The organism is Streptomyces sp. NPDC001732, from assembly GCF_053596315.1.
This window is the reverse complement of sequence record NZ_JBSFFY010000022.1, coordinates 55564-80044: the sequence shown is the minus strand read 5'-3', so window position 1 is coordinate 80044 and position 24481 is coordinate 55564. Positions and strand designations below refer to the sequence as shown.

Here is a 24481-nt window from a genome sequence, read left to right as displayed (position 1 = left end):
CCGGTGGCCAAGGTCCGTGAGCTGCTCGGCAGGGTCCCGGTTGCCTCGGACGAGACCCGGCATCTCACGGGCGCTTGGAACCTACGGTCACAACACTTCGAGCGCGATCCGAAAGCGGGCCGGGGCGGCCGCAAGGTGGTAACGCGGCTGGACGCCCGGCCCACAGGAACCGCTGCCGATTCCGTGCTGCTCGTGGTCCAGGTTGATGTGAATCCGGTCATCGGGCCGCAGATCGGAGACGTGCCGGGCTGCTTCGAGAGCCGCGGTGCTCCAGGGTCACACGGTCAGGTCGAACCACGGATCGCCGGTGATCTCAAGGCCGCCCGGCAGGGCATGAGATCGGCTCAGTCGCGCCCGTCGCACGTGCCTGCGATTCCCGTTCCCCTGCGGGCGCACATATGGTGTTTGCAATTCGCCGACCGTGCCTTCATACCGTCCCAACCGTACTGCAGTACAGCTGTCTTGGTATGCCTCGCCCGGTCCGAGACCGAACCAGGCCACATGCTCAAACTCGGTCGGCAAGGTCCTGGTCAGGCCCAGCCGGGGCAATGGCCAGGGCCACGGACGGCTGGGGCGAGCGTCGAGCGTGAGCCGGAGCCGCTGGGGGTTCTCCTTGTCCGCTGTCCACAGGTAATCCGCGAACAACCCGACATCCGTCCCTGCCGGAGACAGCAGGGTGCGCACGGTGAGGCCACCGGCTTCGGTATCGATGCCGAGCACCTTGTGTCGCATTCGGTGCAGGCCGGCCTGGCGCCATAGATCCTCCAGCGAGGTATTTTCCGTGATCCAGCCACGGTCGTTGTCGATCGGGGTACGCCAGACGTCAGCCCGGGGGCCGTCCAGCTCAAAGTCACCGATGCGCCGCAGACTTCCGGTCGATGCGTCGAAGGCTGCCGCCCCCAGCGCGATGCTCAAGCCGTCCTTGCGGGGTGAATGCGGTGCAGCCCGTTGCCGCCGGGCGGTTTCGCGTGCTGCGGCCGAAACCTTCATGCAGGCTTGTGTCCAGGCGACCACGTGACCGGCATCGGCCCACGCTTCCGCAGTGGCAAGGGTGGCCTCCAACGTCAGGACATACTCGCCGGCGCCCACCGAGGCCATCGTCTTCACGACCGTCTCCGGCCATTCGAGGCGTTGCTGCCCGCCCGGGTCGACAGAGGGCGCGGACAGCGGTCCGTGTGCCAGGTGCTCTCCGTCGGGCACTGTCACGTTGGCTGACCGGTTGGGATGATCTTCTGGTTGGTCGTGCCGGGAGGGGTGGTCCGTGGACAGCGCGCCGCCGTCGTACAAGGGGCACCGGTACCCGGTGGAGATCATCGCGCACTGTGTGTGGCTGTACTTCCGCTTCCCGCCGTCGTTCCGCGAGGTTGTCGTTCCGGGAGGTCGAGGAGCTGATGCTCGAGCGCGGTGTGCTCGTCTCCCACGAGACCGTCCGCCGCTGGTGTACGAAGTTCGGGCAGGCCTACGCCAACGGCCTGCGCCGCCGACGTGTGCAGCCGGGCGACAAGGGGCACCTGGACAAGGTCTTCCTCAGGATCAACGGAGAGCAGACGTACCTCTGGCGTGCAGTCGACCAGGACGGCAACGTGCTCGACATCCTGGTACAGAACCGGCGGGACACCGCTGCGGCCAGGCGGTTCTTCCGCACACTGCTCAAGACGACCCGCACGGTGCCCAGGGTGGTCGTCACCGACAAGCTCCGCTCTACGGCGCGGCCCACCGCGAGGTGATGCCCTCCGTCGAGCACCGTGCCCACCAGGGCCTGAACAACCGGGCCGAGAACAGCCACCAGCCCACCCGACAGCGCGAACGCGCCATGAAAGGCTTCCGCTCCGCCGGCAGAGCCCAGCAGTTCCTGGCCGCGTTCAGCGGCATCCCACCCCACTTCCGGCCCCGCCGCCACCTGATGACCGCCCCCGAATACCGCACCGAGATGACCACCCGCTTCGCCATCCGGGACCAGGCCACCGCCGCCGCCGGCCTGCCCGCCAAAGCCTGAGCACGGAGCCGGAACCCGGCCCCACCACACCCGACACACCGTCAGGCACGCACACACTCAACAACGTGACAGCGCCCCAGGTGGAATAGGCTGGTGCGCGGGCCTCGTCGGGCACCGGCAGTGCGTCGGTGGGGGCCAGCCAATCCGCGAGCGAGCGCACGACGGCCGCCGCCGGCCGTCGACGTGGCCGCGCGACCCGTATGCGGCAGTCGGCATCCGCGGTGTCGATCGCCAGCCAGACACCGAAGCGTGCTCGCGCCTCGGAGACTCCGTAGCGGATGCGTACCGCTGCACCCGGTGCCCGCGCGGCGAAGGCCAGAAGTGAGGCTCCTGTGCTGTCGTAGAGGCAGCCGAGCGGTGTGGTGCCGAGGTCGCTGAGCCACTGCCAGTCCCCGGTCCAGTCGGCCGGCAGTTGCCGATCCCAGGCGCAGGCGGGGTGCCAGTAGCCCACAACGTCACCGAGTGGCACATCGATGCGTACCATCGTCGTCTCGGATGTGGTGGTCCGGACGTGCACAGATGTGCCGTCCCTGTCCTGTTCGGCATGGAGTGCGGGAGCACCGGTCAGCAGCGTGATCACAGCTCCAGGAACCTGGATCGTCTGTCCGTCGGCCCACAGTGAAACGTCCGCCATCGTCGGATCCCTTCGATCCTCGGGGACAACGCGGTGAACCGTAGCGATGTGAGACATCGTTGTCTAGAGATCGCGCACGGCAAGGTCGGGCGTGGGACCGGGGTCGTCAATTTCCGTTGTGCGCCCTACTGTTGGACGGCACGAGCCACCGCGCACGCCAACTCGTACAGTGAACTCAGGTACTGCGTTCCACCAGCGCCGTCGGCAGGATGACGGTCTTCGGCCGTGACGTGTCGCCGTGGATTCGCGCGAACAGCAGCTCCGCACCGGTCCGGCCGAGCTCGTACGCATCGTAGGTGACCAGGGTGAGCGGCCGGGGCATGAGCGACGCGGTCTCGAAGTCGTCGAAGCCCACCAGAACCGTGTCGCCCCCATGCCGATTCAGCGCACTCAACGCACCCAACGTCAGACGGTTGTTGAGCGCGAACAACGCGGTCGGCGGCCGAGTCGAAGTCAGCATCTCCACGACCGCCTTCTCGGTGTCCTCGATGGTGTGCAGCCCGAACTGGACCAGGTCCGGGCGGTAAGGGACACCCGCCTCCTCCAGGGCTGCCTCTGCGGCGCCGAGGCGCTCGCGCATGGTGTGGATGCTCAGCCAGTCCGACAGCACCCCGATGCGCTCATGCCCTTGGGTCAGCAGGGCTTCGATGGCGCTGCGTGCGCCCTGGGCGTTGTCGATGAGCACGGTGTCGGCCCGGAGATTCACCGGCGGGCGGTCCAGGAACACGGCTGGGGTGCCGAGGTCGATCTCGGCGCGCAGATACCGGTGATCGGAGCCCGCCGGCACCACGAGAAGCCCGTCGACACGCCGGTCGCACATTCCGAGCAGTAGCCGACGCTCGCGCTCGGCGTCCTCTTCGGAGCTGGCGGTGATGAGCATCGAATCGTGTTCGAGCGCGCACCGTGCCGCCCCGGCGGCTATGGCCGAGTAGAAGGGGTTGGCCAGGTCCTCGATGAGCAGTCCCACCGTGGCGGAGGTCGAGCCGGCCCGCAGACTGCGCGCCATACCGTTGCGCCGGAATCCCAGCTCGGACACGGCGGCCATCACCCGCTCGGCCAGCTCGGGGTCGACGGTGGGCACCTGGTTGACCACACGCGAGACGGTCTTGAGGCTGACCCCGGCAACGCGGGCGACATCCGTCATGGTCGGCCGGTGGGAACCGGCATCCTTCCGGCCGGCTGAGCTCATCGGTCGGTCAACTCCCCTCGGGGCGGCACGCTGTCACGTGTCGTGACGGTACCTACGTTGCCTCGTCCAGGCCAATCACCTCGCACGCCGTACGCCCCGGACAGAGAGAGCAGCCGGCCACCAGGGCCGTCGCGTCCGCAGGGAGGCGGGCGTGCGGGCCGGCCGTGGCGGCCGTGGCGGCCGTCTGCAGCAGGTGGCCGGCTGAAACCCCACCGGTGCCGCAAGCGCCGCTACGGGCGCCACCAGTACAACGGCACCTGGGGCCTTTTTCCACATTGACGAAGTGCTCCCCGTCCGAGCGCTTGAGTTCCGGTTGTCTTGCGCCTTGCGCAGACACTGTCCTTCCACGGCCAGGCCCTTGGTCGGGCGCGGGAGAGCGCCCTGTGCCGGTCGACTTGACTCGTTGAGAGGTGAGTGAGCGTTCACGTGACAATGATCGAAAGTAAGGGGGCCGCGCGGAAGTGTCAACATTCCGGAAGCACGCGATCCCGAAAGGGCGCAGTTTAAGCTGCATCAAGGTCGAGTGAACGTTCACGAAGAGCGAGGTAAACAATGGCAGTCCGTCCGACTATGCGCACCGTCGCGGCCGAGGCCGGAGTGTCGCATCAAACGGTGTCCCGGGTGGTCAATGGCGACCCGACCGTCACGGATGCTGTCCGTCGCAGGGTGGAAGCAGCGATGACCGCGCTCGACTACCGGCCGAGCGCGGGTGCCCGCGCCCTCGTGCGCGGCCGCACCGAGGTGATCGGCATCGTGATCCCCCATGAGCCCGGATTCACGTTCTCCAACGACCATCTCCTCCGGCTGATCGGCGGCGCGCAGGCGCAACTGACCGCCCGCGACTACGGGTTGCTGATCTCGACTGTCAGTACACCGGGCGATGCCACGTCGGCGTTCCGCCCCTTCACCCGGCGAAGGCAGGTGGACGGACTGCTCATCGAGATGGGCGCAGGGCAGAGTGCGCTGCCGACCATGCGCGACGCCGGCCATCCGATGGTGGCCATTGGCCACACAACCGCAGTTGTCCCGTCGGTCCACCCTGACGACGAGGGCGGGGCATACGCGGTGACCCAGCATCTCCTCGCGCTCGGCCACCGGCGTATCGGGGTGATCGCCGGGCCGTCGGACGATCAGTTGGCGGTCCAGGCAAGGCAGCGGGGTCTTCGCCGGGCCCTGGCCGATGCTCGGGCCGGGCTGCCGAAGGAGCTCGTGGTCTCGGGGGACTTCACCCCTGAGTCCGGACATCGGGCGGCGGAGCACCTGATGACCCGGGATGATCCGCCGACGGCGCTGCTCGCCCTGAATGACGCCATGGCCTTCGGTGCGATGCGCTGGCTTCGTGCGCGCGGCTGCGCAGTGCCCGACGACGTCTCGGTCTCCGGGTTCGACGACACCGCTGCTGCGGCGCTGGTCGATCCGCCGCTCACCACCGTCGCCCTGGAGAGCACGGATCTGGGCCGACGCGCGGCCCAGGTTCTGCTCGACATGCTGGACGGCCGCGCGGACATGGCCCGCGAGACCATCGTTCCGAGCAAGCTCGTCGTACGAAAATCGACGGCGCCGCCGGGCCACCGCTGAGCATTTCCGTCAGTTACGTCGTGCGGCCAGTCGGTGCCCTCCGCGGAGGGCACCGACTGGCCACTACGCGTGCTCATCCCGCGAACCAGGTGGGCGAGAGGCCGGCAGCTCCCGGCTGCCGCACGGCGAAAACCGATCCATCGGGAGCGTCCGGGGCGACTTCGAGGCCATCACGTGCCGAGGTGACATACAGGGCATCGAGGCTAGGGCCGCCGAATGCGCATGAGGATGGCTGATGGACGGGCATGGGAATCTGCTGGAGCACGTCCCCTTCCGGTGAGATCCGCACCACGCTGTCACCGCCCCAGAGCGCCACCCAGAGGCATCCTGTCGTATCGACGGTGAGTCCGTCCGGCAACCCCGCCTTGGCAGGTATCCGAATGAGTACGCGTCGACGGCTGATGCGCGGCTCGGCGGAGTCGGTGTCGAAGGCGCAGATCTCGCCGGTCATCGAGTCGGCCAGATAGAAGGTGCGGCCGTCGGGACTCCAGTCGAGCCCATTGGGCAGCGTCATTCCCTCCAGGACGACACGGGTCGTCCAATCGGGCAGCAGGACGTGGAGAGCACCCTTGCCGGGCTGGAAATCGAGTGTCGTGCTACCTGCCCAGAACCATCCGCGGCGATCGCACTTGGCGTCGTTCATGCGCTCGCCGAACGGCAGGATCGCGCGGCGCATGGTCATCGATCCGTCGGAGTGGACGGTGGCGAATCCCTCCGCCGTCGCAGCGACAAAGCCCCCGCCGTGGCGGGGCACCGCCGCGCCCACGGACGTGGGCAGCTCAAGACGAGCGGTCCGGCCGGTGACCGGGTCGCTGCTGTGAATGTGTCCCGCCGGGATATCGACCCAGTGCAGCCGCCCGGCCGCGGCGTCCCATACCGGCCCCTCCCCCACGGCGGCCCGGCCGGGAATCACGATCTCGGGGGTCATTCGGGCAGCACCACTGCGGCCTTGGACAACAGACCACCGTCGACAGGGAGCGAAATGCCGGTGATGAAGGTGGCCCGGTCGCTCGCCAGGAAGGCGATGGCCTCGGCCACTTCCTCGGGGCGGGCCACCCGCCCCAGGGGATGCATCCGGCCCCAGGACTCGACGACGCCCTGTGCCGCCTCGTCACTGCCGTCACTGAACTCGCGGGCCGAGGCCCGGAGCATCGGTGTGTCCACGGATGCGGGACAGACAGCGTTGGCCCGGACACCGTGCCTGGCCTCGTCGACCGCGATGGACCGGGCGAGCGCGTTGAGTGCTCCCTTGCTGGTGGTGTAGGCAGCGACCGATGCCTGCGTGACGAAGGCCTGGATCGACGAGACGAGGACGATCGCGCCCGCGCCGCGGGATCGAAGGTGCGGCAGGGCATGCTTCACCGGATGGAAGGCGCCGGTCACATTGACCTCGAACACCTTGTTCCACTCCGCTGCCGTGGTCTCCGCGACATCGCCATAGCGCTGGATGCCGGCGGCGGTGACCAGAATGTCGAGCCCGCCATGGGTGGCGACAACATGCTTGATGAGCTGCGCGGTTGCGGCCTCGTCGGTGACGTCGGTCTCGACCTGCTCCACACCGGTCGGTAGCGGCTCGGCACCGCGCTCCGGTGGAATACCGGCCGCGACAACGGTGGCACCGCGTGCCGTCAGCAGGCGGACCGTCGCGAGTCCGATGCCGCTCAATCCACCGGTGACGATGGCGACTTTACCCTCGAACTCTGCCACGGTTCTCTCCCTACCATGTGCCGAACGGGCCTCGCACCAGAACATGGCGCGCAGGTGAAGCAAGGAAGGCCACTCCACCGCGAGGGTCTGGTGAGACGACGGCCCGAGTGGGGCCGGGCACACTCTAAACAACGTTGTCTCGACCCGCTAGTCTGTCATCGTCACGCACGCAACGGTGACGCCTGCGGCGCTCCCCAGGCATTTCGGGTGGCCACTCCCTCACTCGCTCCGGGACCGCCTCCGATGGCGACTTCATTGCCTTTCATGCTCTTTTGTTCCCTGCTCGGTGAGGAGACGTACTCGTGACGGCACAGTGGATTCGATGGCCCGCCAACGTCGTGGCCCGGTTCGGCGGCGAGCCGGTGGCCTTCGGAGGCGATTACAACCCCGAGCAGTGGGACGAGTGCATCTGGGTCGAGGATGTCCGGCTGATGCGCGAGGCCGGGGTCAGTCTCGTCACCGTGGGCGTCTTCGCCTGGTCAGCGCTGCAACCAGCGCCGGGTTACTGGGACTTCGACTGGCTGGACCGTGTCCTCGATCTGCTGCATAGGCACGACATCGCCGTCGATCTCGCCACAGCCACCGCATCCCCGCCGCCCTGGCTCACCTCCCGGCATCCCGAAATTCTTCCCGTCGACCGGGACGGTCGCACGATGTCTCAGGGCGGGCGCCAGGCCTGGTCGCCGTCGTCAAGGATCTTCAGGGAATGCGCGCTCACTCTCGTGGAGACCATGGCGACCCGATACCGCGACCACCCGGCTCTCGCCCTGTGGCATGTCTCCAATGAACTCGGGGGGCACAACTCACGCTGCTACAGCGAAGCGAGTGCGGAAGCCTTCCGGCGCTGGCTGCGGGAGAGGTACGGAGACTCGCTCGACGCGCTCAATGCGGCCTGGGCCACGCGTGTATGGAGCCAGTCCTACTCTGCGTGGGAGGAAATCCAGCCCCCTCGGCTGACGTTCACCGACTCCAACCCCACCCAGGTCCTGGACTTCGATCGGTTCAGCTCCGATCAGCTGCAGGAGCAGCTGCGGGCGGAACGCGCCGTGCTGCGGCGCATCACCCCGGATGTGCCGGTCACGACGAATCTGGTGCTCTTCGATGCCGGCAAGAACATGGCCTACAGCTCCTGGACAGGCGACATGGACCTCGTCTCCAGCGACCATTACCTTCGGCCGACGTCCGACGCCATTGCCGAACTCTCCTTTTCCGCCGACCGGGCTCGCGGCCTGGCCAAGGGCTCGCCCTGGCTGCTGATGGAGACAGCCACCGGCGCCACCAGCTGGCGTCCCGTCAACCCTGCCAAGCGTCCGGGCCAGCTGCGGCGGGACACCTTCACGCACCTCGCCCGGGGAGCGGACGGAATCTGCTTCTTCCAGTGGCGGGCCGCCCGGGCGGGCGCCGAGCGGTACCACTCGGCGATGCTCCCGCACGCGGGGGCCGACAGCCGCAAGTTCCGGGAGGTTGCAGCCCTGGGCACCGAGCTCGCGGCCTGCGCCGAAGTGCTGGGCAGTCAGGTGGCTGCGGACTGCGCCCTCCTCTTCGACGAGGAGGCGTGGTGGGCAGCCGAGCGGGACTCCCATCCGCACAACGGACTGTCCTACACAGAGACCGCCCTGAGCTGGTATCAGAGTCTGCGGGATGCGGGCCTCACAGTCGATGTCGTTCCACCGGCGGCAGACCTGTCGCGCTATCGGCTGATAGTCGTCCCGCTGCTCTACCTCGTCTCCGATCAGGACGCGGATTCCCTTGCCGCAGCTGCCCACGCGGGAGCGACCGTACTGGTCACCTACTTCTCCGGCATCGTCGACCCGCTCGACCGGGTGCGACTCGGCGGGTACCCCGGGGCGTTCCGCGATCTGCTGGGCGTACGGGTGGAAGAGTTCGCTCCGCTGACGGAGACAGAGTCGGTGGGTGTCGACGGGGTGACCGGGGCGACGCGGGTGTCGACCTGGCACGAGCAGATCGATCTCACGGACGCCACCGCCGAGGCCTGGTACACGGACGGCGACTTCACCGGCGAAGCGGCCATCACCCGTGCACCACGGGGATCCGGCGAGGCATGGTACGTCGGTGTGGAGCTTGAGCCCGACGCCCGCTCACAGCTGGTCACCGCACTCGTCGAGCGCTCCGGGGCAACGATCGCATCGCCCGGTCAGGAGCTGGACGTGGTCACTCGCTCCACGGCGGAGCACCGCTACGTCTTCCTCATCAACCATGGCGCCGGCGAAGCAACATTCACCGGCGCGGGGACCGACTTGCTGGACGGATCGCTCCACGAGGACGAGGTGAAGGTCCCCGGAGGGGGCGTACGCGTCCTCAAGCAGGTTCGCTGAGCCGGTGACCGCTCCGCTCCGGGTCCTCACCAGCTTCCCCTTGCCCTCGTTGCCGACGCAGTCGACGAGCTGCGTCCTCACGGGTCCGGGACGCTACGTGCCGTACGACGGAGCGGTCCCTGACCGGTGACCGAGCGATGCCGGTCGGGCTCATGGAGCAGGGCATTCCGTCCTGCGCGGCTACCACGCCGGATCTCGACCGCTCGTGCTGCGTGACGACTCGGCCGCAGGCGACGGCTACGGGCAGCGGTCAACGGTCCTGGTGGGGCCCGCAGGCAGCGACTTCCGCACGACAGGACAGGGGCTCCGGCAGCTGGCATTCCCGTTGCGCGGTGCCCCTGTCCTGTCGTGGTCGCTCAGGCCTCCACCGGCGAGCGACTCAGCGTCGGCGCCCCGCCTCGAGTCTCCGGATCATCGAGGCCCAGACCGTTGAGAACGCCCTGCAGATATCCGATCGCGTGCGCCCTGCCTCGGCTGCAGTACGCCTCGGAGGAGATGTCCCCCCATGTGTCGATGTCACCGATCATGGCTGGAACGTGGTCGTCGATGAGGAACCCGTCGAAGCCGGATTCTTCCAGGCGCCGGATCACCCGCGCCGGATTGAAGTTTCCCTCGCCCAGGAAGCACTCGCGAAAGCTCGGCACGGTTCCGCTGACGTCCCGGAAATGGACGTAGAAGATAGCCGGCCCGAGCAGATCGATGACCTCGTTGACGCTCTCCTCGCCGGCCATCTCCGACACGGTTCCGAGGCACAGATTCAGCCCCCAGGACGCGCTGTTCCCGGCCTGCTGACGGGCCTGTGCGATGGCGGACGGGGAGGTGAAGATCCGTGCGATGCCGCCCAGCGGTTCCTGGGTCGGCGGATCATCGGGGTGCAGCGCCAACCGCACGCCGACCTCCTCCGCCACGGGCAGCACTGCGTCAAGAAAGTACTGGTGGTTCGCCCACATCCGGTCAGCTGTGATCGGCTCGTCCGCAGGCTGGTCGGGCGTCAGCCGATAGCCGGCGAGAGCGTTGCCACGGGAGACGTCGGCCAGATCGAACGCGCTGACCTTGGCGCCTCCGCGCCCCTGCGCCGACATGTCTGTACGCCACACATAGGTGGCCAGGAAGTTGTAGCCGAGAAGGTCGATTCCCACCGCGGCCAGGTTGCGGATCGTCTTCTGATAGTTCTCGATCTGTTCGTCGCGTCCCGGCAGCCCTCGCTGGATCTTCCAGAAGTGAGCCAGGGGGACGTTCTCAAGGCCGTCGATGGCGAGGCCGTCCGCATCGCAGCGCTCACGCAGCGCCTGCAGCTCCGGAAGGCTCCAGAAGCCGCCGTCGCCGGGCAGCAGGTCCGGCGTGTGAAGCTGTACCCCTTTGAGCCCCAGTTGGTGTGCGTAGGTCGCAACCCGTGCGTCGTAGGTGTCGATGTGGCCGAGGGAGAGTCGTATGGTCATGCCTGGCCGACCTGCTGACGCTGGCGGCCCAGCCCGTCGATCTCCAGCTCCATGGTGTCGCCGTCCTTGAGGTAGGGGAATCGTCCGGACAGCGCGACGCCTTCGGGCGTGCCGGTGTTGATGACATCGCCCGGTTCCAGGACCGTGAACTGGCTGAGCTCGTGGATCAGCGTGGCGACATCGAAGACCATGTCCTTGGTGCTGGATGCCTGGCGGGCCTCACCATTGACCCAGGAGCGCAGCCCCAGGGCTTGCGGGGACTCGATGTCGTCCGGGGTGACGAGCCAGGGCCCCAGCGGATTGAACGTCTCGCAGCTCTTTCCCTTGGACCACTGCCCCCCGCTGATCTCCAGTTGCAGAGCGCGCTCGGACACATCGTTGGAGATCGTGTAGCCGGCCACATGAGCCAGCGCGTCCGCAGGAGAGTCGAGATATCGGGCCTTGCGTCCGATCACGACTGCGAGTTCGACCTCCCAGTCCGTCTTGACCGAACCACGGGGCACCAGGACCTCATCGTCGGGGCCCACCACACAGTGCGGGGACTTGTAGAAGACCACAGGCCGGGTCGGCGCGGAAGCACCCGATTCCGCCGCGTGCGCCGCGTAGTTCATGCCGATGCACAGCACGACCCCCGGCCGCGCTATCGGTGATCCGACGCGCTGCCCGGTGACATCGATATCAGGCAGTCCACCTGCCTCGATCGCACCACGCACCCTTTCCAGGCCGTCACTGGCGAGGAAGCGGCCGTCGATTTCATCGGTGAGCCCGGACAGGTCAAGGTGGCGTCCGTCGGGGAGCAGGGCAACGGGCCGTTCGGCCCCGAGTGGGCCGATACGCATGAGCTTCATGATGATCCGTTCAGTGATAGGGCCGGCTAGCCGGCGAGCAGACCGCCGTCGATGACCAGCTCGGTGCCGGTGACGAACGCCGCTGCGTCCGAGGCGAGATAGAGTGCCGCCGCCGCGACCTCCGCCGGAGATCCAAGACGCCCCAGGGGCTGTCGGGCGACGAGCTGGGCACGAGCCCGCGCGGGGTCGTCGGCCGCTTCGAGCAGCCGTCCCACCCAGGGTGAGTCGACCGTGCCCGGACAGATGGAGTTGCAGCGCACCCCGGTACCCGCGTACTGGACGGCGACCTGTCGGGTGTAGGCGATCACCGCGCCCTTGCTGGCGCAGTAGGCTGCGCGATCCTTGAGTCCGACGAGCCCGGCCGCGGAGGCGGTGTTGATGATCGCTCCGTCCTGCTGGGCGAGCATGTGCGGCAGGGCGAACTTGGTGCCGAGGAAAACACCCCGGCTGTTGACAGCGAACGTGCGTTCCCACTCTTCGACGCTGCAGGACAGCGTGTCCGTGCTGGAGGAGGCACCCGCGTTGTTGCACAACACGTGCAGCGCACCCGTCTCGGACGCCGCGCGGGAGACCGCCGCGTGGAAGGAGTCGGGATCGGTGACGTCGACAGTGAGGGCGACACTGCCCTCGGGCACATCGGCAGGATCGAGGTCCGCCGCGTAGACCTTCGCTCCCTCGTCAAGGAACTGCCGCACCATTTCACGGCCGATGCCGGATCCGGCGCCTGTGACGAGAACCGTCCGTCCGGCGAATCTGCTCACGTGGTGTCGTCCTTTCGAGCCGAGCCCGCACCCGATGTGCCTGCAGCAGCCGCCGGGTGAACGGGCTGGTCCTGGGTAGAGCGATGCCCGGGCCGATCACGTCTCGACCGGTTTCATCGCGGTCATTCAGTGAAGTAGTCCGGGTACTGGGTACGGAGCGCCGGTCCTCGATCGAGTGCGCGACGGGCGTGCCGGCTGATGAGATCGCGGCCACCCGCGGCGTCGCCGTTCTCCAGCGCGTCGACGATGAGTCGGTGTTCGTCAATCAACTCGCGCACCGTGGCGGCGTCGGGCTGGGCCAGCCGGCGCAGCCGGTCGAGTTGCAGCTTCATCCGCTGCACGGCCTGCCAGGCTCCCGGGTAACCGCTCAGCGCGAAGATTGCGCTGTGCAGTGCCTCGTCGGCCTCGAAGAACGCGTCGTAGTCCTCCGCGCGATGGCTGTACTCCTGCTGCACAAGCAGGTCGCGCAGAGCCGTGACATCCAAGTCGGGCTTGGTGCACGCCGCTTCGAAAGCCGAGACCTCGAGGCTTTCGCGAACGAATCGTGCCTCTTCCACGTCCCGCAGGCGGATCAGCCCGACCCGCGTGCCCACCTGCGGTACGACGTGGACAAGTCCCGCGTCTGCCAGCCGGGCAATCGCTTCGCGAATCGGTGTCCGGCTGACTTGAAGCTGCTCGGCGATGTCCGTCTCCGACAGGGAGGCCCCAGGAGCAAGCCGTAGTTCACGGATTGCGGAGACCAACACGTCGTAGACGCGATCGGAGGTACGGGTTCGTGTGCGGTCCCTGGTGATCGGCGACAGAGCCCCGACACCGCCGGACCTTGTCTGCTGCTGAATGCTTGCTGGTCGAGAGGGATTCACGTCGGGATCGTTGCACGCCGGATACTTGTATGCAAGTATCCGGCCATTAACCAGCTCGTCGTTGAAGGGAAACAAAGTGTCCACGGGCATGTGCGATCCGTCCCCGTAGGCCACCGTCACCCTTGAGGGTCGCCGGAACATCCGCACCAGTCGGCCTCCCCCTTCGTACTCAGGCGTCTGCGGCCTGGTACACCAGTGGCGCGAGGCCACATTCCCCGTCTCGTCCCTCGGCGAGACCTCTGCCGCGCACCGCCCCGCCCCTCCTTGTCGCCCGTCCAGCAGCCGCCTACACAGCCGACTCGGACGGCCCGACGCCCCGAGACAGAGCACACAGGCAAGGTCGGCACACTCACCTCGCCGTGAGGCCAGCACCGATCCCTCCCTCCACCCACTACGAACCGCGCTGTATTGAGCGAGACTGAGAGGACGTCATGGTCATGCGAAGGACGAGACTCACCGCCGCAGCCATCTTCGCCGCCACCAGCATCATGCTGACCGGGTGCGGCGGCTCCCCGGAAGCAGATTCGAGCGGCCCCGCCGAGATCACCTTCTGGGGCTGGGCCCAGGGGTACAAGGAGTCCGCTGACCTCTGGAACAAGTCGCACCCTGACATCAAGGTCAAGTACGAACAGATCACCGACGGCGGTGCCGGCGGCTACGACAAGCTGCTCACGGCCGCCAAGGCGGGCAAGGCTCCCTGCCTGGCGCAGGTGGGATACGAGACGTTCTCCAGCTTCCTCGCAGCCGGAGCACTGCAGGACGTGAGCAACTACGTCGAGGAGAAGCGGGCCGAATTCCCCGACTGGGTGTGGGGCAACGTCGGTGTCGACGGCAAGGCCTACGGCGTGCCGGTGGACACCGCACCGATGGCGATGTTCTACCGGGCGGACCTGTTCAAGAAGGCCGACATTGCCGTGCCCAGGACATGGGACGAGTTCACGAAGGCCGCGGAGGCCGTGAAGGCCAAGGCCCCTTCCTCACGCATCATGAACCTTCCCACGGACCCCTACCTCTACGCCGGGTTCGCCTGGCAGGAGGGCGCCCGTTGGTTCGACACCAAGAACGATGCCTGGGGTGTCTCGTTCAACAGCGCCGCCAACAGCAAGATCGCCTCCTACTGGCAGGGGCTTTCCGACAAGGGACTCCTCACCTCTCACCCGGCCTTCGACGCGGCGCTGTACTCGGCCTGGAGCAAGGGCGAAGTCTGGGCCGAGGTCGGCCCGGTCTGGTCGGCATCCCTCATTCGCGACAACTCGGCGGGATCCGCGGGCAAGTGGGCCGTGGCGCCCATGCCTCGATGGGGCAACACGGACGCCGTCGGCAACTCGGGCGGATCTGCCACGGCTGTGATGAAGGACTGCGCACGCCCCAAGGAAGCCGCCGAGTTCGCGATGTGGATGTCCACGGACGCCGGCTCCGTGTCGAACCTCATCAAGTCCGCCGCCATCCTGCCGGCATCCAAGTCCGGGCTCGCGAACTCGGCCCTCGACAAGCCGGAGAGCTATTACAGCAACCAGCCCATCTACAAGCTCTTCCGCGACGAGTCGGCCAAGGTGAACCCGGACTGGCGCTGGGGGCCGGTCATGTCGACCTCGGCCCAGGCCCTCGGGGACGGCCTCGGCAGGGTGCCCACCAAGAAGTCGACCTTTCAGAACGCTCTCGACAGTGCCCAGAAGGAGACGGTCTCCACGCTGAAGTCCCAAGGCTTCTCCGTGGCCAAGTAGTACCGCGGCGTGGGCGCGAGCCGCGCGCCCACGCCCGCACCTCCCCTGTTCCTCCCTAGAAAAGGTGACCGTGTCCTCCGTGACGAATCGGCGGCGCCGACTTCACGAGCTTCGTCGAGCCGCGCCGTTCGTACTCCCTTTCCTTCTGCTCTTCGTCGTCGTATATCTGCTGCCCACCGGCTACTCGTTGACGCAGAGCTTCTTCTCCGTCAAGCGCTCCGGCCTCGGTCTCGGTGGCGCGGAAACCACATTCGCGGGCTTCGACAACTACGTCCGTGTGTTCCATGACGGGGACTTTCTCGCCTCCCTCGGGCGGGTGGCGTTCATCGGCGTCATCCAGGTGCCGGTCATGCTGGGCATCGCGCTCGTTCTCGCGCTGCTCCTCGACTCGGCGTCCACGAAGGGCGGCCGCTTCTTCCGGGTCGCCTACTTCATCCCGTACGGGCTGCCCGGTGTGATCGCGGGACTCGTCTGGTCGTTCCTGTACGCGCCGTCGCTGAGCCCCGTCACCCGAGGCCTGGGAGCAATCGGCATCGACTTCGGCTTCGTCACCGACGGCGCCCTGCCCTTCTCCATCGCGAACATCCTGACCTGGGCCTGGACCGGATACAACACGATCCTCCTGTACGCAGCCCTGCAGGCCGTCCCCGAGGAGACCATGGAGGCCGCCGCGCTGGACGGCTGCTCCGGCTGGAGGGCCGCGCTCCTCATCAAGGTCCCGCAGATCCGGCCGGCGCTCCTGCTCACCCTGGTCTTCTCCATCATCGGCACGTTCCAGCTGTACAACGAGCCGGCCACCATGAAATCGGTGGCACCGAACCTGTCGTCCACGTACACACCGATCATGGCCGCGCTGCGGTCCCTGTCGGCCAACGACTTCAACTACGCGGCCACGCAGTCGGTGGTACTCGGCGCGCTGATCTGTGTGCTGTCCGTCGCCGTCTTCCGCGCCTCGGCCAGGAAGGTCGACTGATGACCGCCACCATGCACCCGCCCACGCCCACAACGGCGAAGCCCGCGAAGTCGAGGCCGAGGCGAACGCAGGGCAGCCCGCTGACGACCGTGAACCCGGCCTCGCGGCTGTTCGTGCTGGCCGTGATGACGCTCTTTGCCATCTACTTCCTGCTCCCGGTGTGGTGGCTGATCGTTTCAGCGACCAAGGGCAGCGGGGAGCTGTTCTCCGGCAACGGATTCTGGTTCGGCGAACACTTCGCGCTCTGGGACAACGTCCAGACCTTGTTCCGGGCCCAGGGGGGCATCTACTCGCGCTGGCTGCTCAACTCGCTGCTGTATGCCGTGGGTGGCGGAGTCGTCTCCACACTGCTGGCAGCCATGTGCGGTTACGCTCTGGCGAAGCTCCCGTTCCCCGGGCGCGAGGCGGTCTTCGGCACCGTTCTCGCCGCCGTGCTCCTGCCGGCGCCCGTGCTCGCCGTCCCGCTGTACCTCCTCTTCAGTCACATCGGTGTGATCAACACCTTCTGGTCCGTCTTCATCCCGAGCATCGTCAGCCCCTTCGGCGTGTATCTGAGCCGAATCTACGCGGCGTCGTCGATCCCGGACGCGCTGATCGAGGCCGGGCGCATCGACGGAGCGGGAGAGCTGCGTATCTTCGCCATGGGGATGCGGATCATGGCCCCCGCGATGGTCACCGTCTTCCTGTTCCAGTTCGTGGCGATCTGGACGAACTTCCTCCTTCCCTCGCTCATGCTCGCCGACTCCACGCTCCAGCCCGTGACCGTCGGCCTTGTCGGCTGGCGCGAAATGCAGGGGTATCCCATCGGCTACACCACCGTCGTCACGGGAGCACTGCTGTCAGTCGTGCCGGTCGTGGCCATGTTCGTGTCCTTGCAGTCGTTCTGGAGCAAGGGCCTGGTCACGGGGTCCGTCAAGTAGTCAATCAGTGCCAACGAAGGGATGATCCATGCGAGTCCGGTACGGAACTGTGGCATCTGTGTGCGTCACGGTGCTTCTCGCGGCACAAACCCCTGGCGCCGTCGCCGTCACCGCGGATGACACGCCGGTCAACCTCCTCGCAGCAGACATGGACACCGGGCTCGACAGCGGCACAAGCCCCTTGACCCTGTCCAATGCCTCGTCCGGAGGAACCCAGCAGATCGTGAGTGCCGGTGGTGACACCGCGCTCGAGCTGCGTGACGCCTCCCAGGGAGCGGCTCTCTCCAGCTACTTCTACCACCGCTGGTCCACCAGCACTCTCAAGGACCGCATCAACGCCGTATACAGCGAGCCCGTCGGCAGTCCGGCCCGGCAATTCGTCCTGAAATACGACCTGAAGCGCAGCGCGGCCAGCAACAAAACGGTCAACAAAGACGTCTACGCCCAGATCCAGTTCGGCAACTTCGACGACGTCCTGGTACCGCGCTTCCCCGTCCCTGCCGTGAGCCTCACGAGTACCTCCGCCTACAAGAGCACCTCCGGCTCCCTGGAGCAGGTCGACGACAGCGACATCGCGGAATACCGCTTCACGATCGTGCCGAACGGTGGGAAGCGGCTTGTGTCGACGGTGGAGCTGGGGTTCTCGGTGCGTGTCGACACCGGCGGCACCGACGAGGCGATCACGGTCGACAATCTCGGTGTCTACGAAGCCGGCGAGATAACCGACGACACGCCCCCGACGGCACCGACGTCCCTGGCCGCGGGCACGGTGACCGCGACCAGCGTGCCGCTGCACTGGGAGGGGTCGACCGACAACACCGGCGTGCGCGGCTACGACGTCTTCCGTGACGGGACCAAGGTCGTCTCCGTCAGTGGCTCCTCGACCTCGACGGTCGTCCCCAACCTGATGCCCGCGACCGGCTACGACTTCGCCGTGCAGGCGAGGGACGCGCTCGGCAACGTGAGCCCCATGAGCTCCGCGCTGCACGTCACGACCGGCCCGTACGAGCCCACATCACCCGCCCCCTACCCCGGCACCGTGCAGACGCGCGCCCAGTGGCTGTGGGACAAGACGAAGGCCATGAAGGAAGAGGACGGCGCCACCAACGTGGCGCAGTACACCACTCAGCTCATCGACCACGAGAACGTGGAATCGAACCTCACCAAGCTGGACAACCTCTTCCAGGGGTACGACTACGAGCAGTACAAGAGCGTGGCGAAGATGTACGCCTTCCTCATGGCCGGCGATCAGTTCAGCCCCGCGATGCTGGACCACGTGCGCGGCTATTTCGCCAAGTACGGCTACCAGAAGCTCTCGCAGACGGAGAATCTGCGCATGAGCAACTACGTCACCGGCTATTTGGTCGGTCAGTACCTGCCGGACGTGGTTGACCTCAACGGCAACTCCGGAGCCAAGCTCAAGGAGATCAACAAGGCCAACATCCTGGAAATGGTGGAGGCGGGGGTGAAGCGGGGCTGGGCGGAGTACCAGAGCCCCGAGTACACCATCATGACCTACTTCTGTCTCAACGCCCTCTACCAGTGGTCCGACGACCAGCAGCTGCGCAAGCAGGTAAAGATGGCCATGGACGTGATGTGGTTCGAGTGGGCCAACGACTGGGACAACGGCTACATGATCTCCTCGGAGAGCCGGGCCAAGGGCGACCTGGCGTCCGTCAACGACCCGACCTGGCGCCCCGCCGACCACTCGACGCTCGCCTGGACGTACTTCGGGGCGCATCGCGCTCAGGGTGGCGTGGGCGAGTCGGACAACCCGGCGCCCTCGGCCTACCGTCCGGACCTGGAGTACGCCGGTCTCCTCGCCTGGCCGGGCTCGACCTATGAACCGCCCGAGTCCGCAGTGGAGATCGGCACGAAGACCGACAAGTCCTACACAGCACACAAGACCAACCTGCAGAACTCCAGCGGTCACGCCATGGATGTCTACCGCACGAGCTATGTGCGTCCCACCTGGGGCCTGGGCACCGAGGTCCAGTACCGCCGGGTCGACAACTGGATCGAGGACGCACCCGTCGTTCTGCGCTGGCAGTCGAAGGAGGCAAACCCGCTGTTCCGGCTTTCCGTCGACCAGGGCAACGCCTCGATCGGCGCGTACAACCAGCCTGCCAACCAGCGCGTGATGCAGAACGGCCCGACGGCCGTGGGCGTCTACAAGTCGTCCGGCGACCAGACGTCGAACTACATCAACGCCATGTTCCCCGCCAACGGCTCCATCCAGGAGCGCCGTCAGGTGGATGGCTGGACCGTCGCCTCCACCGGAACGATGTACTTCGCGTACAAGCTGGCCAAGCCCGGAACCTGGTACCACCAGACTCCCAACGACCCACCGAACAAGGTCAAGACGACAACACAGCTGCACCCGACCGCCGGTCTGAGCTACAGCTACGACATCCTGCGCAGCCAGGCCGACACCAACGGGTGGGTACTGGAGACCGCGGATGCGTCCGAGTACTCTGGCCTGGACTCATTCGCGGCAGCGCTGACCAGCGGGACACGCCTGGACACGAACCACTTGGAGGAGTCGAATCCTCGCGTCGTCTATCACAGTCTGCGCGGCAACGATCTCGACATCACCTTCGACTCGGCGGCGCAAGCCCCTGGGAGCGCGCACCTCGTCAACGGCCGGCCCATCGGCTACGACGCTTTCAAGCTGTTCGACACGCCGTGGCTCCAGCAGGACAAACTGGGCTCGATCTTCACGGCCACGGTCGGCGACGAGTCGCTCGTCTACGACTTCGACCACTGGACCGTGACCGCCCGGCGCAACCCGTCGAGTTGACGGCTGCGGATCGGTGACGCAAGCGGCCGGCGCGGTTCCCCTCCCCTCCGCGCCGGCCGCCGGGGCGCACCGCAGGCTTCTCCACTGTCCGAAGTGCATTGGCGTCGTCATCCTCACCTGCTCCATACGTCACCTCGATGACGTCGGACATCCGCAGGCCATCACAGCCGTCTGCGCACGCTGTCTCGCTGTCCGCATCCCCTGCTCATTTCTCGTCATCGTCCGGATCAAGAACGTGAAGTGACACATATGACTCAGCCCACGGCGGATTGCACCGCCCCTTGCGACTACGTCGACCTCATCGCGCGCCTGAACCTCGAAGACAAGATTCATCTCCTCACCGGCGAGACAGCGTTCACACTGCCTGGCAACGACACGATCGGCCTCGCTCCCCTGGCGTTCTCCGACGGTCCGACGGGGGTGCGCGGACTGAACTTCCTGGGCGGGGAGGCCGTCGCGCCCTTCCCCAACGCGATACTCATCGCCGGGTCCTGGGACGAGGAGGTCGCCGCAGAGGTGGGCAGGATGCTCTCCAAGGAGGCCCGGCGCCAGAAGATCCACGTCGTCCTCGGCCCCACGGTCAATCTCCACCGCAGCCCGCTCGGCGGCCGCCTTTTCGAGATGTATTCCGAGGACCCGTACCTCACCGGCCGCACCGCGTCCGCGTATGTACGTGGCATGCAGGGCGGCGGCACGGCCGCGTGCCTCAAGCACCTCGTGGCCAACGAGTCCGGGACCCTGCGCAACTTCATGGACTCCCGTGTCTCCGAGACAGCCCTGCGCGAGGTGTACCTGCTGCCCTTCGAGATGGCGGTCGAGGACGCCGACGCCTGGTCGATGATGGCGGGGTACAACGACATCAACGGAGTTCCCGCCACCGAGCAGAACCACATTCAGAATGAAATCATCATGGGCGAGTGGGGCTGGGACGGGCTCATCATGAGCGACTGGTTCGCCACCAAGCGCACGGTCGAGTCCGCGAACGGCGGCATCGACCTCGTCATGCCCGGCCCGCAAGGCCCTTGGGACGAACGGCTCACCACCGCAGTCCGTCGCCAGGACGTCGCCGAGAAGACCGTCGACGAGCATTTGGCCCGCCTGTTGCTGCTGGCCGACCGCACGGGCGGCCTGGACCGCGACGAGTCGGGCCACCGTCCGTTCGCCGTGGGCATGCCTGCTCCGGACTCGGCCCGGCGTAAGGAGCAGCTCCGCCGCATCGCCACTCGCGGCATGGTGCTCGCCAAGAACAACGGAAGCGTCCTGCCCCTCCCAGAGGAGGGCACCGTGTCGCTCATTGGCCGTCACGGGATGGCGACCCAGACCATGGGCGGCGGCGCCGCCCATGTCAACTCGCCCTACCAAGTCACCGTCGCCGAAGGACTCGCCGAGCGCCTCGGCCACCGCCTGACCGTGGTCGACGGTGTTGCCGTCCGCAACCGCCCCGAACCCGCGGACCCGGGATTCGTCACCGATCCGGTCACGGGCGAGCACGGCGTGCGGGTCACGCTCCTCGCCGCCGACGGCAGACAGTTGGAGAGCCGCCACGAGACCGCAACGGCGATCACGGTCGGCTGGGACGACGAACCGGCCGAGCAGCCCGCTGCCGTGGTTCTCACCGCCGCCCTGGCACATCGCGCCGGGCCGGTTGTCGTGGGCGCCATCGGTGCCGGAAGCTGGGGCATCTCCACCGCCGCGAGCCCGGTCGGTTCCGCCGATCTGCCACTCTCAGGCGTCGACCCCGCGCAATCCATGCTCCGTCCGCCGTTCCTTGTCGAGACGCTTGACCTTCCTGCCGGTGTCACGGTGACCGCAAGGCTCGAACTTGATCCGATCGACTGGCGCAAGGTTCTTACCGGCAACCCGGACCTCGATCTGGCCGAGGAGAGCCACCTCCTCGAGACTGGGTCGTTCGGGTACGTGGCTCTCGTCGCTGAGTCCGTGGCGCGCACCGATGACGCGGCCATCGCCGAGGCCGAGGCCGCCGCTCTCACGGCCGCCACGGCAGTGGTTGTCGTCGGCCTCACCGAAGAGTCCGAGACCGAGGCAACGGACAAGTCCACGCTGGCACTGCCGGGCCGCCAGGACGAACTCGTGCGACGCGTGGCCGCGGTCGCCGAGCGAACGGTCGTCGTCGTCAACGCCGCGGCTCCGGTGCTCATGCCCTGGATCGACGACGTCGACGCCGTACTCGTCGCCGGTCTGCCGGGGCAGGAAGGCGGCCATGCGATCGCGGCGGTGCTCACCGGTGAGACCCAACCCACCGGTCGTCTCGTCACCACCTATCCGGTGGCCGACGGGGCCTGCCCCGCCTGGAACGTCACCCCCGACGACGACTTCGGGCTCGACTACACGGATGGCACCGCGATCGGCCACCGCGGCCATTACGCGGGCCATGCCCCGGCCCCGCTCTTCTGGTTCGGGCACGGCCTCGGTTACGGAGAAGTGGGAGTACCACTCAGCCGGGCTCGTCACCGGCGCCGCTGCCCAGGCCCCGGCACTTGAAGTGGAGCTGGCAAACACGTCGGCCCGCGACTCCCACGAGACCGTCCAGGTGTACTTCGCGCCTGCCGACAGCACGCAACCTGTACGTCTGGCCGGATACACCGGCGTGAACGTGCCTGCGGGAAAGGCCGTCACCGTGACCGTCGCCTGCGACCGACGGCTCTTCCGCCGCTGGGACGAGAATGCGAGCACCTGGGCTCCGCTCATGCGCGGTGAGCTCCTCGTTGCCCGCGGCCTCGGTGACATTCGCGCGCGAGTACCCCTGCTCTGAACTCCGCATCCCTGTCAAGGGGATCACCCCGGGCTTCCGTTCGGAGCCGAAGGGCCGGATCCCCCTCTCCCCATCCGACTCAAGGAGCCTTGATGACCATCCCCCTCAAATCCGGCAGCACCGTCGTGTTCATCGGCGACAGCATCACCGACTGCGGGCGTGATCGCGAGGATCGAGACTCGCTCGGCAACGGGTTCGTGTCACTGGCCGCAGCCCGGTTCACCGCAACCCGTCCCCACACCCCCGTGCGCTTCGTCAATCGCGGCATCAGCGGTGACCGGGCGATCGACCTCCGCGAGCGCTGGTCCCGGGACTGTCTGGCCCTCAAACCCGACGTGGTCTCGGTCCTGGTCGGCATCAACGACGTGTGGCGCCGTTTCGACAGCAACGACCCGACACCTGCTGAGGTGTTCGAGAACCACTACCGGCACGTGCTCGAGCAGACCGCGCAGCACGGGGCACGGTTGATCATGATGGAGCCGTTCCTGCTCCCCGTGACCGAGGATCAGCAGCAGTGGCAACAGGACCTCGGGGAGAAGTCGGCGGTGGTCCGCGTGCTCGCAAAGGAGTTCGCCGCGACGCTCATTCCGACGCAGCGCCTGATGTCCGAGGCCGCCGACTCGACGAGCACTCCGAGCGCACTCGCCGCCGACGGCGTCCACCCGACCCCGGCTGCTTACCCAGGCCTGGCTGGCGACGGTGGCGACGCGGTACGGCGACGGCGGCAGCGCCGAGGAATTCCCCCCACACGGCTAACCGCAACGAGAGTCGATGAACCGAGAGACCATGAATGACCTCCTCACGCTCGAAACGGCCCACCTCAAGGCCCAGGTCGATGTCGGCCGCGGCTCCGATGTCCTTTCCCTCATCCATCGCGACAGCGGCCACGAGTTGCTGTTCTCCACCCCCTGGCGCGACCGTGCCGATGCGGTCCGTGCCGGAACCAGGCAGCCTGCCGCGAGCCCGGAGTCGTTCAGCGGGTGGCTCGAACAGTACCGCGGCGGATGGCAGACGCTGTGCCCGAACGCGGGCGATCCGCGTCTCGTCGCCGGCGCCCCCGTAGGGTTTCACGGCGAGGCGTCGATCGTGCGCTGGGAAGTCCTGTCCACCACCCGATCGAGCGCGCGACTGCGTACCGAACTGTTCTCGGTGCCCGTGACCATCGACCGCGAGGTCGTACTCGACCGCGAGTCAGCGAAACTGTCCGTCACCGATCTGCTCAGTAACACAAGTGACGTTCCGCTGGAGATCGACTGCGTCAGTCACCCCGCGTTCGCGGGTCCGCTGCTGGACGGTGCCAGCCAAATCGACACGGGTGCACGCCGCTTCACCGCTGATCCGATGACCCCCAGCAAACTCGTCGAACCCGGCTCGTCACACGACTGGCCGTTGATCAGGACACCCGACGGATCCGACATCGATCTGCGGTCGGTACCACAACCGGGTGAGCGCAGGGCGTTGCTCGGCTGGTTGTCCGACTTCGACACGCCCTGGGCGAGCATCACGAACCAGGACCTCGGTCTGACGGTCCGGATCGACTGGAACGGTACCCACCAGCCGTACGCCTGGCTGTGGCAGGAGCTGCAGGGCACCGACACGTTCCCTTGGTACGGGCGTGCACGGGTCGTCGCGATCGAACCCGCCTCTTCACCGACCGGGGGCCCGGGACGCCGCAGCGCCCTGCGTCTCGCACCGCGCCAACAAGTGTCTCTGTCCGTCTCCGTGAGCGCTTTCCGATTGCACGCCGACACGAGGTGAGGATCGGATCCCGGTGCGGCCCTCTCCATGCCGACCGCACCGGGATCCCATTGCGGCACCTTCCGCGCGGCGTCGCCCCGCCGCCGTCGGCCACCCTCACGTCACGAAGACGCGGGGACATCGGCAGGAAGACCATCGGCAACAGCCTTCTCCCAGCACATTCCGCGGTCCCCGACCCCGCC

Annotated in this window: 17 protein-coding genes and 2 pseudogenes; 11 read left to right on the top strand and 8 right to left on the bottom strand. The window is 67.2% G+C overall.

The window, feature by feature from the left end; genetic code table 11:
- Positions 1-87: 87 nt before the first annotated feature.
- A pseudogene (locus ACWCXX_RS21880) lies at positions 88-1314 on the bottom strand (beta-galactosidase small subunit family protein).
- Here ACWCXX_RS21880 and ACWCXX_RS21875 point away from each other — a divergent pair.
- Positions 1262-1996: pseudogene (locus tag ACWCXX_RS21875) on the top strand (IS6 family transposase). The pseudogenes ACWCXX_RS21880 and ACWCXX_RS21875 overlap by 53 nt on opposite strands.
- An 809-nt stretch (positions 1997-2805) precedes the next feature.
- On the opposite strand, the gene ACWCXX_RS21870 reads toward ACWCXX_RS21875, so the two are convergent.
- Complete coding sequence (locus ACWCXX_RS21870; RefSeq protein WP_451129658.1) at positions 2806-3774, bottom strand: LacI family DNA-binding transcriptional regulator; 969 nt, start codon at positions 3772-3774, stop codon at positions 2806-2808.
- A 615-nt stretch (positions 3775-4389) separates the two neighbouring features.
- On the opposite strand from ACWCXX_RS21870, the gene ACWCXX_RS21865 reads away from it, so the two are divergent.
- Positions 4390-5397, top strand: coding sequence for a LacI family DNA-binding transcriptional regulator (locus ACWCXX_RS21865; RefSeq protein WP_451129656.1), 1008 nt, complete (start codon positions 4390-4392; stop codon positions 5395-5397).
- A gap of 73 nt (positions 5398-5470) precedes the next feature.
- Here ACWCXX_RS21865 and ACWCXX_RS21860 read toward each other — a convergent pair whose 3' ends face one another.
- Together ACWCXX_RS21860 and ACWCXX_RS21855 are read right to left on the bottom strand one after the other, a co-directional pair.
- Positions 5471-6325: an SMP-30/gluconolactonase/LRE family protein gene (locus tag ACWCXX_RS21860; protein WP_451129654.1), complete on the bottom strand. Its 855-nt coding sequence runs from the start codon at positions 6323-6325 to the stop codon at positions 5471-5473.
- Positions 6322-7104: an SDR family NAD(P)-dependent oxidoreductase gene (locus ACWCXX_RS21855; RefSeq protein WP_451129652.1), complete on the bottom strand. Its 783-nt coding sequence runs from the start codon at positions 7102-7104 to the stop codon at positions 6322-6324. The genes ACWCXX_RS21860 and ACWCXX_RS21855 overlap by 4 nt, the downstream gene beginning before the upstream one ends.
- A 302-nt stretch (positions 7105-7406) precedes the next feature.
- On the opposite strand from ACWCXX_RS21855, the gene ACWCXX_RS21850 reads away from it, so the two are divergent.
- Positions 7407-9440, top strand: a complete 2034-nt coding sequence (locus tag ACWCXX_RS21850; protein ID WP_451129650.1) for a beta-galactosidase — start codon at positions 7407-7409, stop codon at positions 9438-9440.
- Between the two features lie 356 nt (positions 9441-9796).
- Here ACWCXX_RS21850 and ACWCXX_RS21845 read toward each other — a convergent pair whose 3' ends face one another.
- From ACWCXX_RS21845 to ACWCXX_RS21830, 4 genes are all read right to left on the bottom strand, one after another.
- Positions 9797-10879: a mannonate dehydratase gene (locus ACWCXX_RS21845; RefSeq protein WP_451129648.1), complete on the bottom strand. Its 1083-nt coding sequence runs from the start codon at positions 10877-10879 to the stop codon at positions 9797-9799.
- The gene (locus ACWCXX_RS21840; protein ID WP_451129646.1) at positions 10876-11727 is read right to left on the bottom strand and encodes a fumarylacetoacetate hydrolase family protein; all 852 of its coding nucleotides are present in this window, start codon (positions 11725-11727) and stop codon (positions 10876-10878) included. Before ACWCXX_RS21840 ends, ACWCXX_RS21845 begins: the two co-directional genes overlap by 4 nt.
- 26 nt (positions 11728-11753) lie before the next feature.
- Positions 11754-12488 (bottom strand): SDR family NAD(P)-dependent oxidoreductase, encoded by a 735-nt coding sequence (locus ACWCXX_RS21835; protein ID WP_451129644.1) that lies wholly within the window; start codon positions 12486-12488, stop codon positions 11754-11756.
- Positions 12489-12610: 122 nt separating this feature from the next.
- Positions 12611-13435, bottom strand: coding sequence for a GntR family transcriptional regulator (locus tag ACWCXX_RS21830; RefSeq protein ID WP_451129642.1), 825 nt, complete (start codon positions 13433-13435; stop codon positions 12611-12613).
- 353 nt (positions 13436-13788) lie between these two features.
- Between ACWCXX_RS21830 and ACWCXX_RS21825 the strand changes: the two genes are divergently transcribed.
- The 8 genes from ACWCXX_RS21825 to ACWCXX_RS21790 all read left to right on the top strand — a co-directional run bounded on the left by ACWCXX_RS21825 (position 13789) and on the right by ACWCXX_RS21790 (position 24299).
- A complete protein-coding gene (locus tag ACWCXX_RS21825; RefSeq protein ID WP_451129640.1) occupies positions 13789-15075 on the top strand; it encodes an ABC transporter substrate-binding protein in 1287 nt (428 codons plus the stop codon).
- A gap of 79 nt (positions 15076-15154) precedes the next feature.
- Entirely contained in the window at positions 15155-16048 is an 894-nt protein-coding gene (locus tag ACWCXX_RS21820) for a carbohydrate ABC transporter permease (protein WP_451129638.1), read from the top strand.
- The gene (locus tag ACWCXX_RS21815) at positions 16048-16968 is read left to right on the top strand and encodes a carbohydrate ABC transporter permease (protein WP_451129636.1); all 921 of its coding nucleotides are present in this window, start codon (positions 16048-16050) and stop codon (positions 16966-16968) included. Before ACWCXX_RS21820 ends, ACWCXX_RS21815 begins: the two co-directional genes overlap by 1 nt.
- A gap of 49 nt (positions 16969-17017) precedes the next feature.
- Positions 17018-19768, top strand: coding sequence for a fibronectin type III domain-containing protein (locus ACWCXX_RS21810; protein WP_451129634.1), 2751 nt, complete (start codon positions 17018-17020; stop codon positions 19766-19768).
- Positions 19769-20017: 249 nt separating this feature from the next.
- The gene (locus ACWCXX_RS21805; protein WP_451129632.1) at positions 20018-22270 is read left to right on the top strand and encodes a glycoside hydrolase family 3 protein; all 2253 of its coding nucleotides are present in this window, start codon (positions 20018-20020) and stop codon (positions 22268-22270) included.
- Between the two features lies 1 nt (position 22271).
- Entirely contained in the window at positions 22272-22541 is a 270-nt protein-coding gene (locus tag ACWCXX_RS21800; protein WP_451129630.1) for a fibronectin type III-like domain-contianing protein, read from the top strand.
- A 92-nt stretch (positions 22542-22633) separates the two neighbouring features.
- On the top strand, positions 22634-23335 hold the full coding sequence (locus ACWCXX_RS21795; RefSeq protein ID WP_451129628.1) for an SGNH/GDSL hydrolase family protein: 702 nt from the start codon (positions 22634-22636) through the stop codon (positions 23333-23335).
- A complete protein-coding gene (locus tag ACWCXX_RS21790) occupies positions 23328-24299 on the top strand; it encodes a DUF4432 family protein (protein WP_451129626.1) in 972 nt (323 codons plus the stop codon). The genes ACWCXX_RS21795 and ACWCXX_RS21790 overlap by 8 nt, the downstream gene beginning before the upstream one ends.
- Positions 24300-24481: the final 182 nt, after the last annotated feature.

Coding starts and splice junctions, on each gene's coding strand:
- ACWCXX_RS21840 (WP_451129646.1), bottom strand. CDS start 11,727: ATGAAGCTCATGCGTATCGGCCCACTCGGGGCCGAACGGCCCGTTGCC.
- ACWCXX_RS21870 (WP_451129658.1), bottom strand. CDS start 3,774: ATGACGGATGTCGCCCGCGTTGCCGGGGTCAGCCTCAAGACCGTCTCG.
- ACWCXX_RS21825 (WP_451129640.1), top strand. CDS start 13,789: ATGCGAAGGACGAGACTCACCGCCGCAGCCATCTTCGCCGCCACCAGC.
- ACWCXX_RS21815 (WP_451129636.1), top strand. CDS start 16,048: ATGACCGCCACCATGCACCCGCCCACGCCCACAACGGCGAAGCCCGCG.
- ACWCXX_RS21860 (WP_451129654.1), bottom strand. CDS start 6,325: ATGACCCCCGAGATCGTGATTCCCGGCCGGGCCGCCGTGGGGGAGGGG.
- ACWCXX_RS21805 (WP_451129632.1), top strand. CDS start 20,018: ATGACTCAGCCCACGGCGGATTGCACCGCCCCTTGCGACTACGTCGAC.
- ACWCXX_RS21845 (WP_451129648.1), bottom strand. CDS start 10,879: ATGACCATACGACTCTCCCTCGGCCACATCGACACCTACGACGCACGG.
- ACWCXX_RS21795 (WP_451129628.1), top strand. CDS start 22,634: ATGACCATCCCCCTCAAATCCGGCAGCACCGTCGTGTTCATCGGCGAC.
- ACWCXX_RS21790 (WP_451129626.1), top strand. CDS start 23,328: ATGAATGACCTCCTCACGCTCGAAACGGCCCACCTCAAGGCCCAGGTC.
- ACWCXX_RS21865 (WP_451129656.1), top strand. CDS start 4,390: ATGCGCACCGTCGCGGCCGAGGCCGGAGTGTCGCATCAAACGGTGTCC.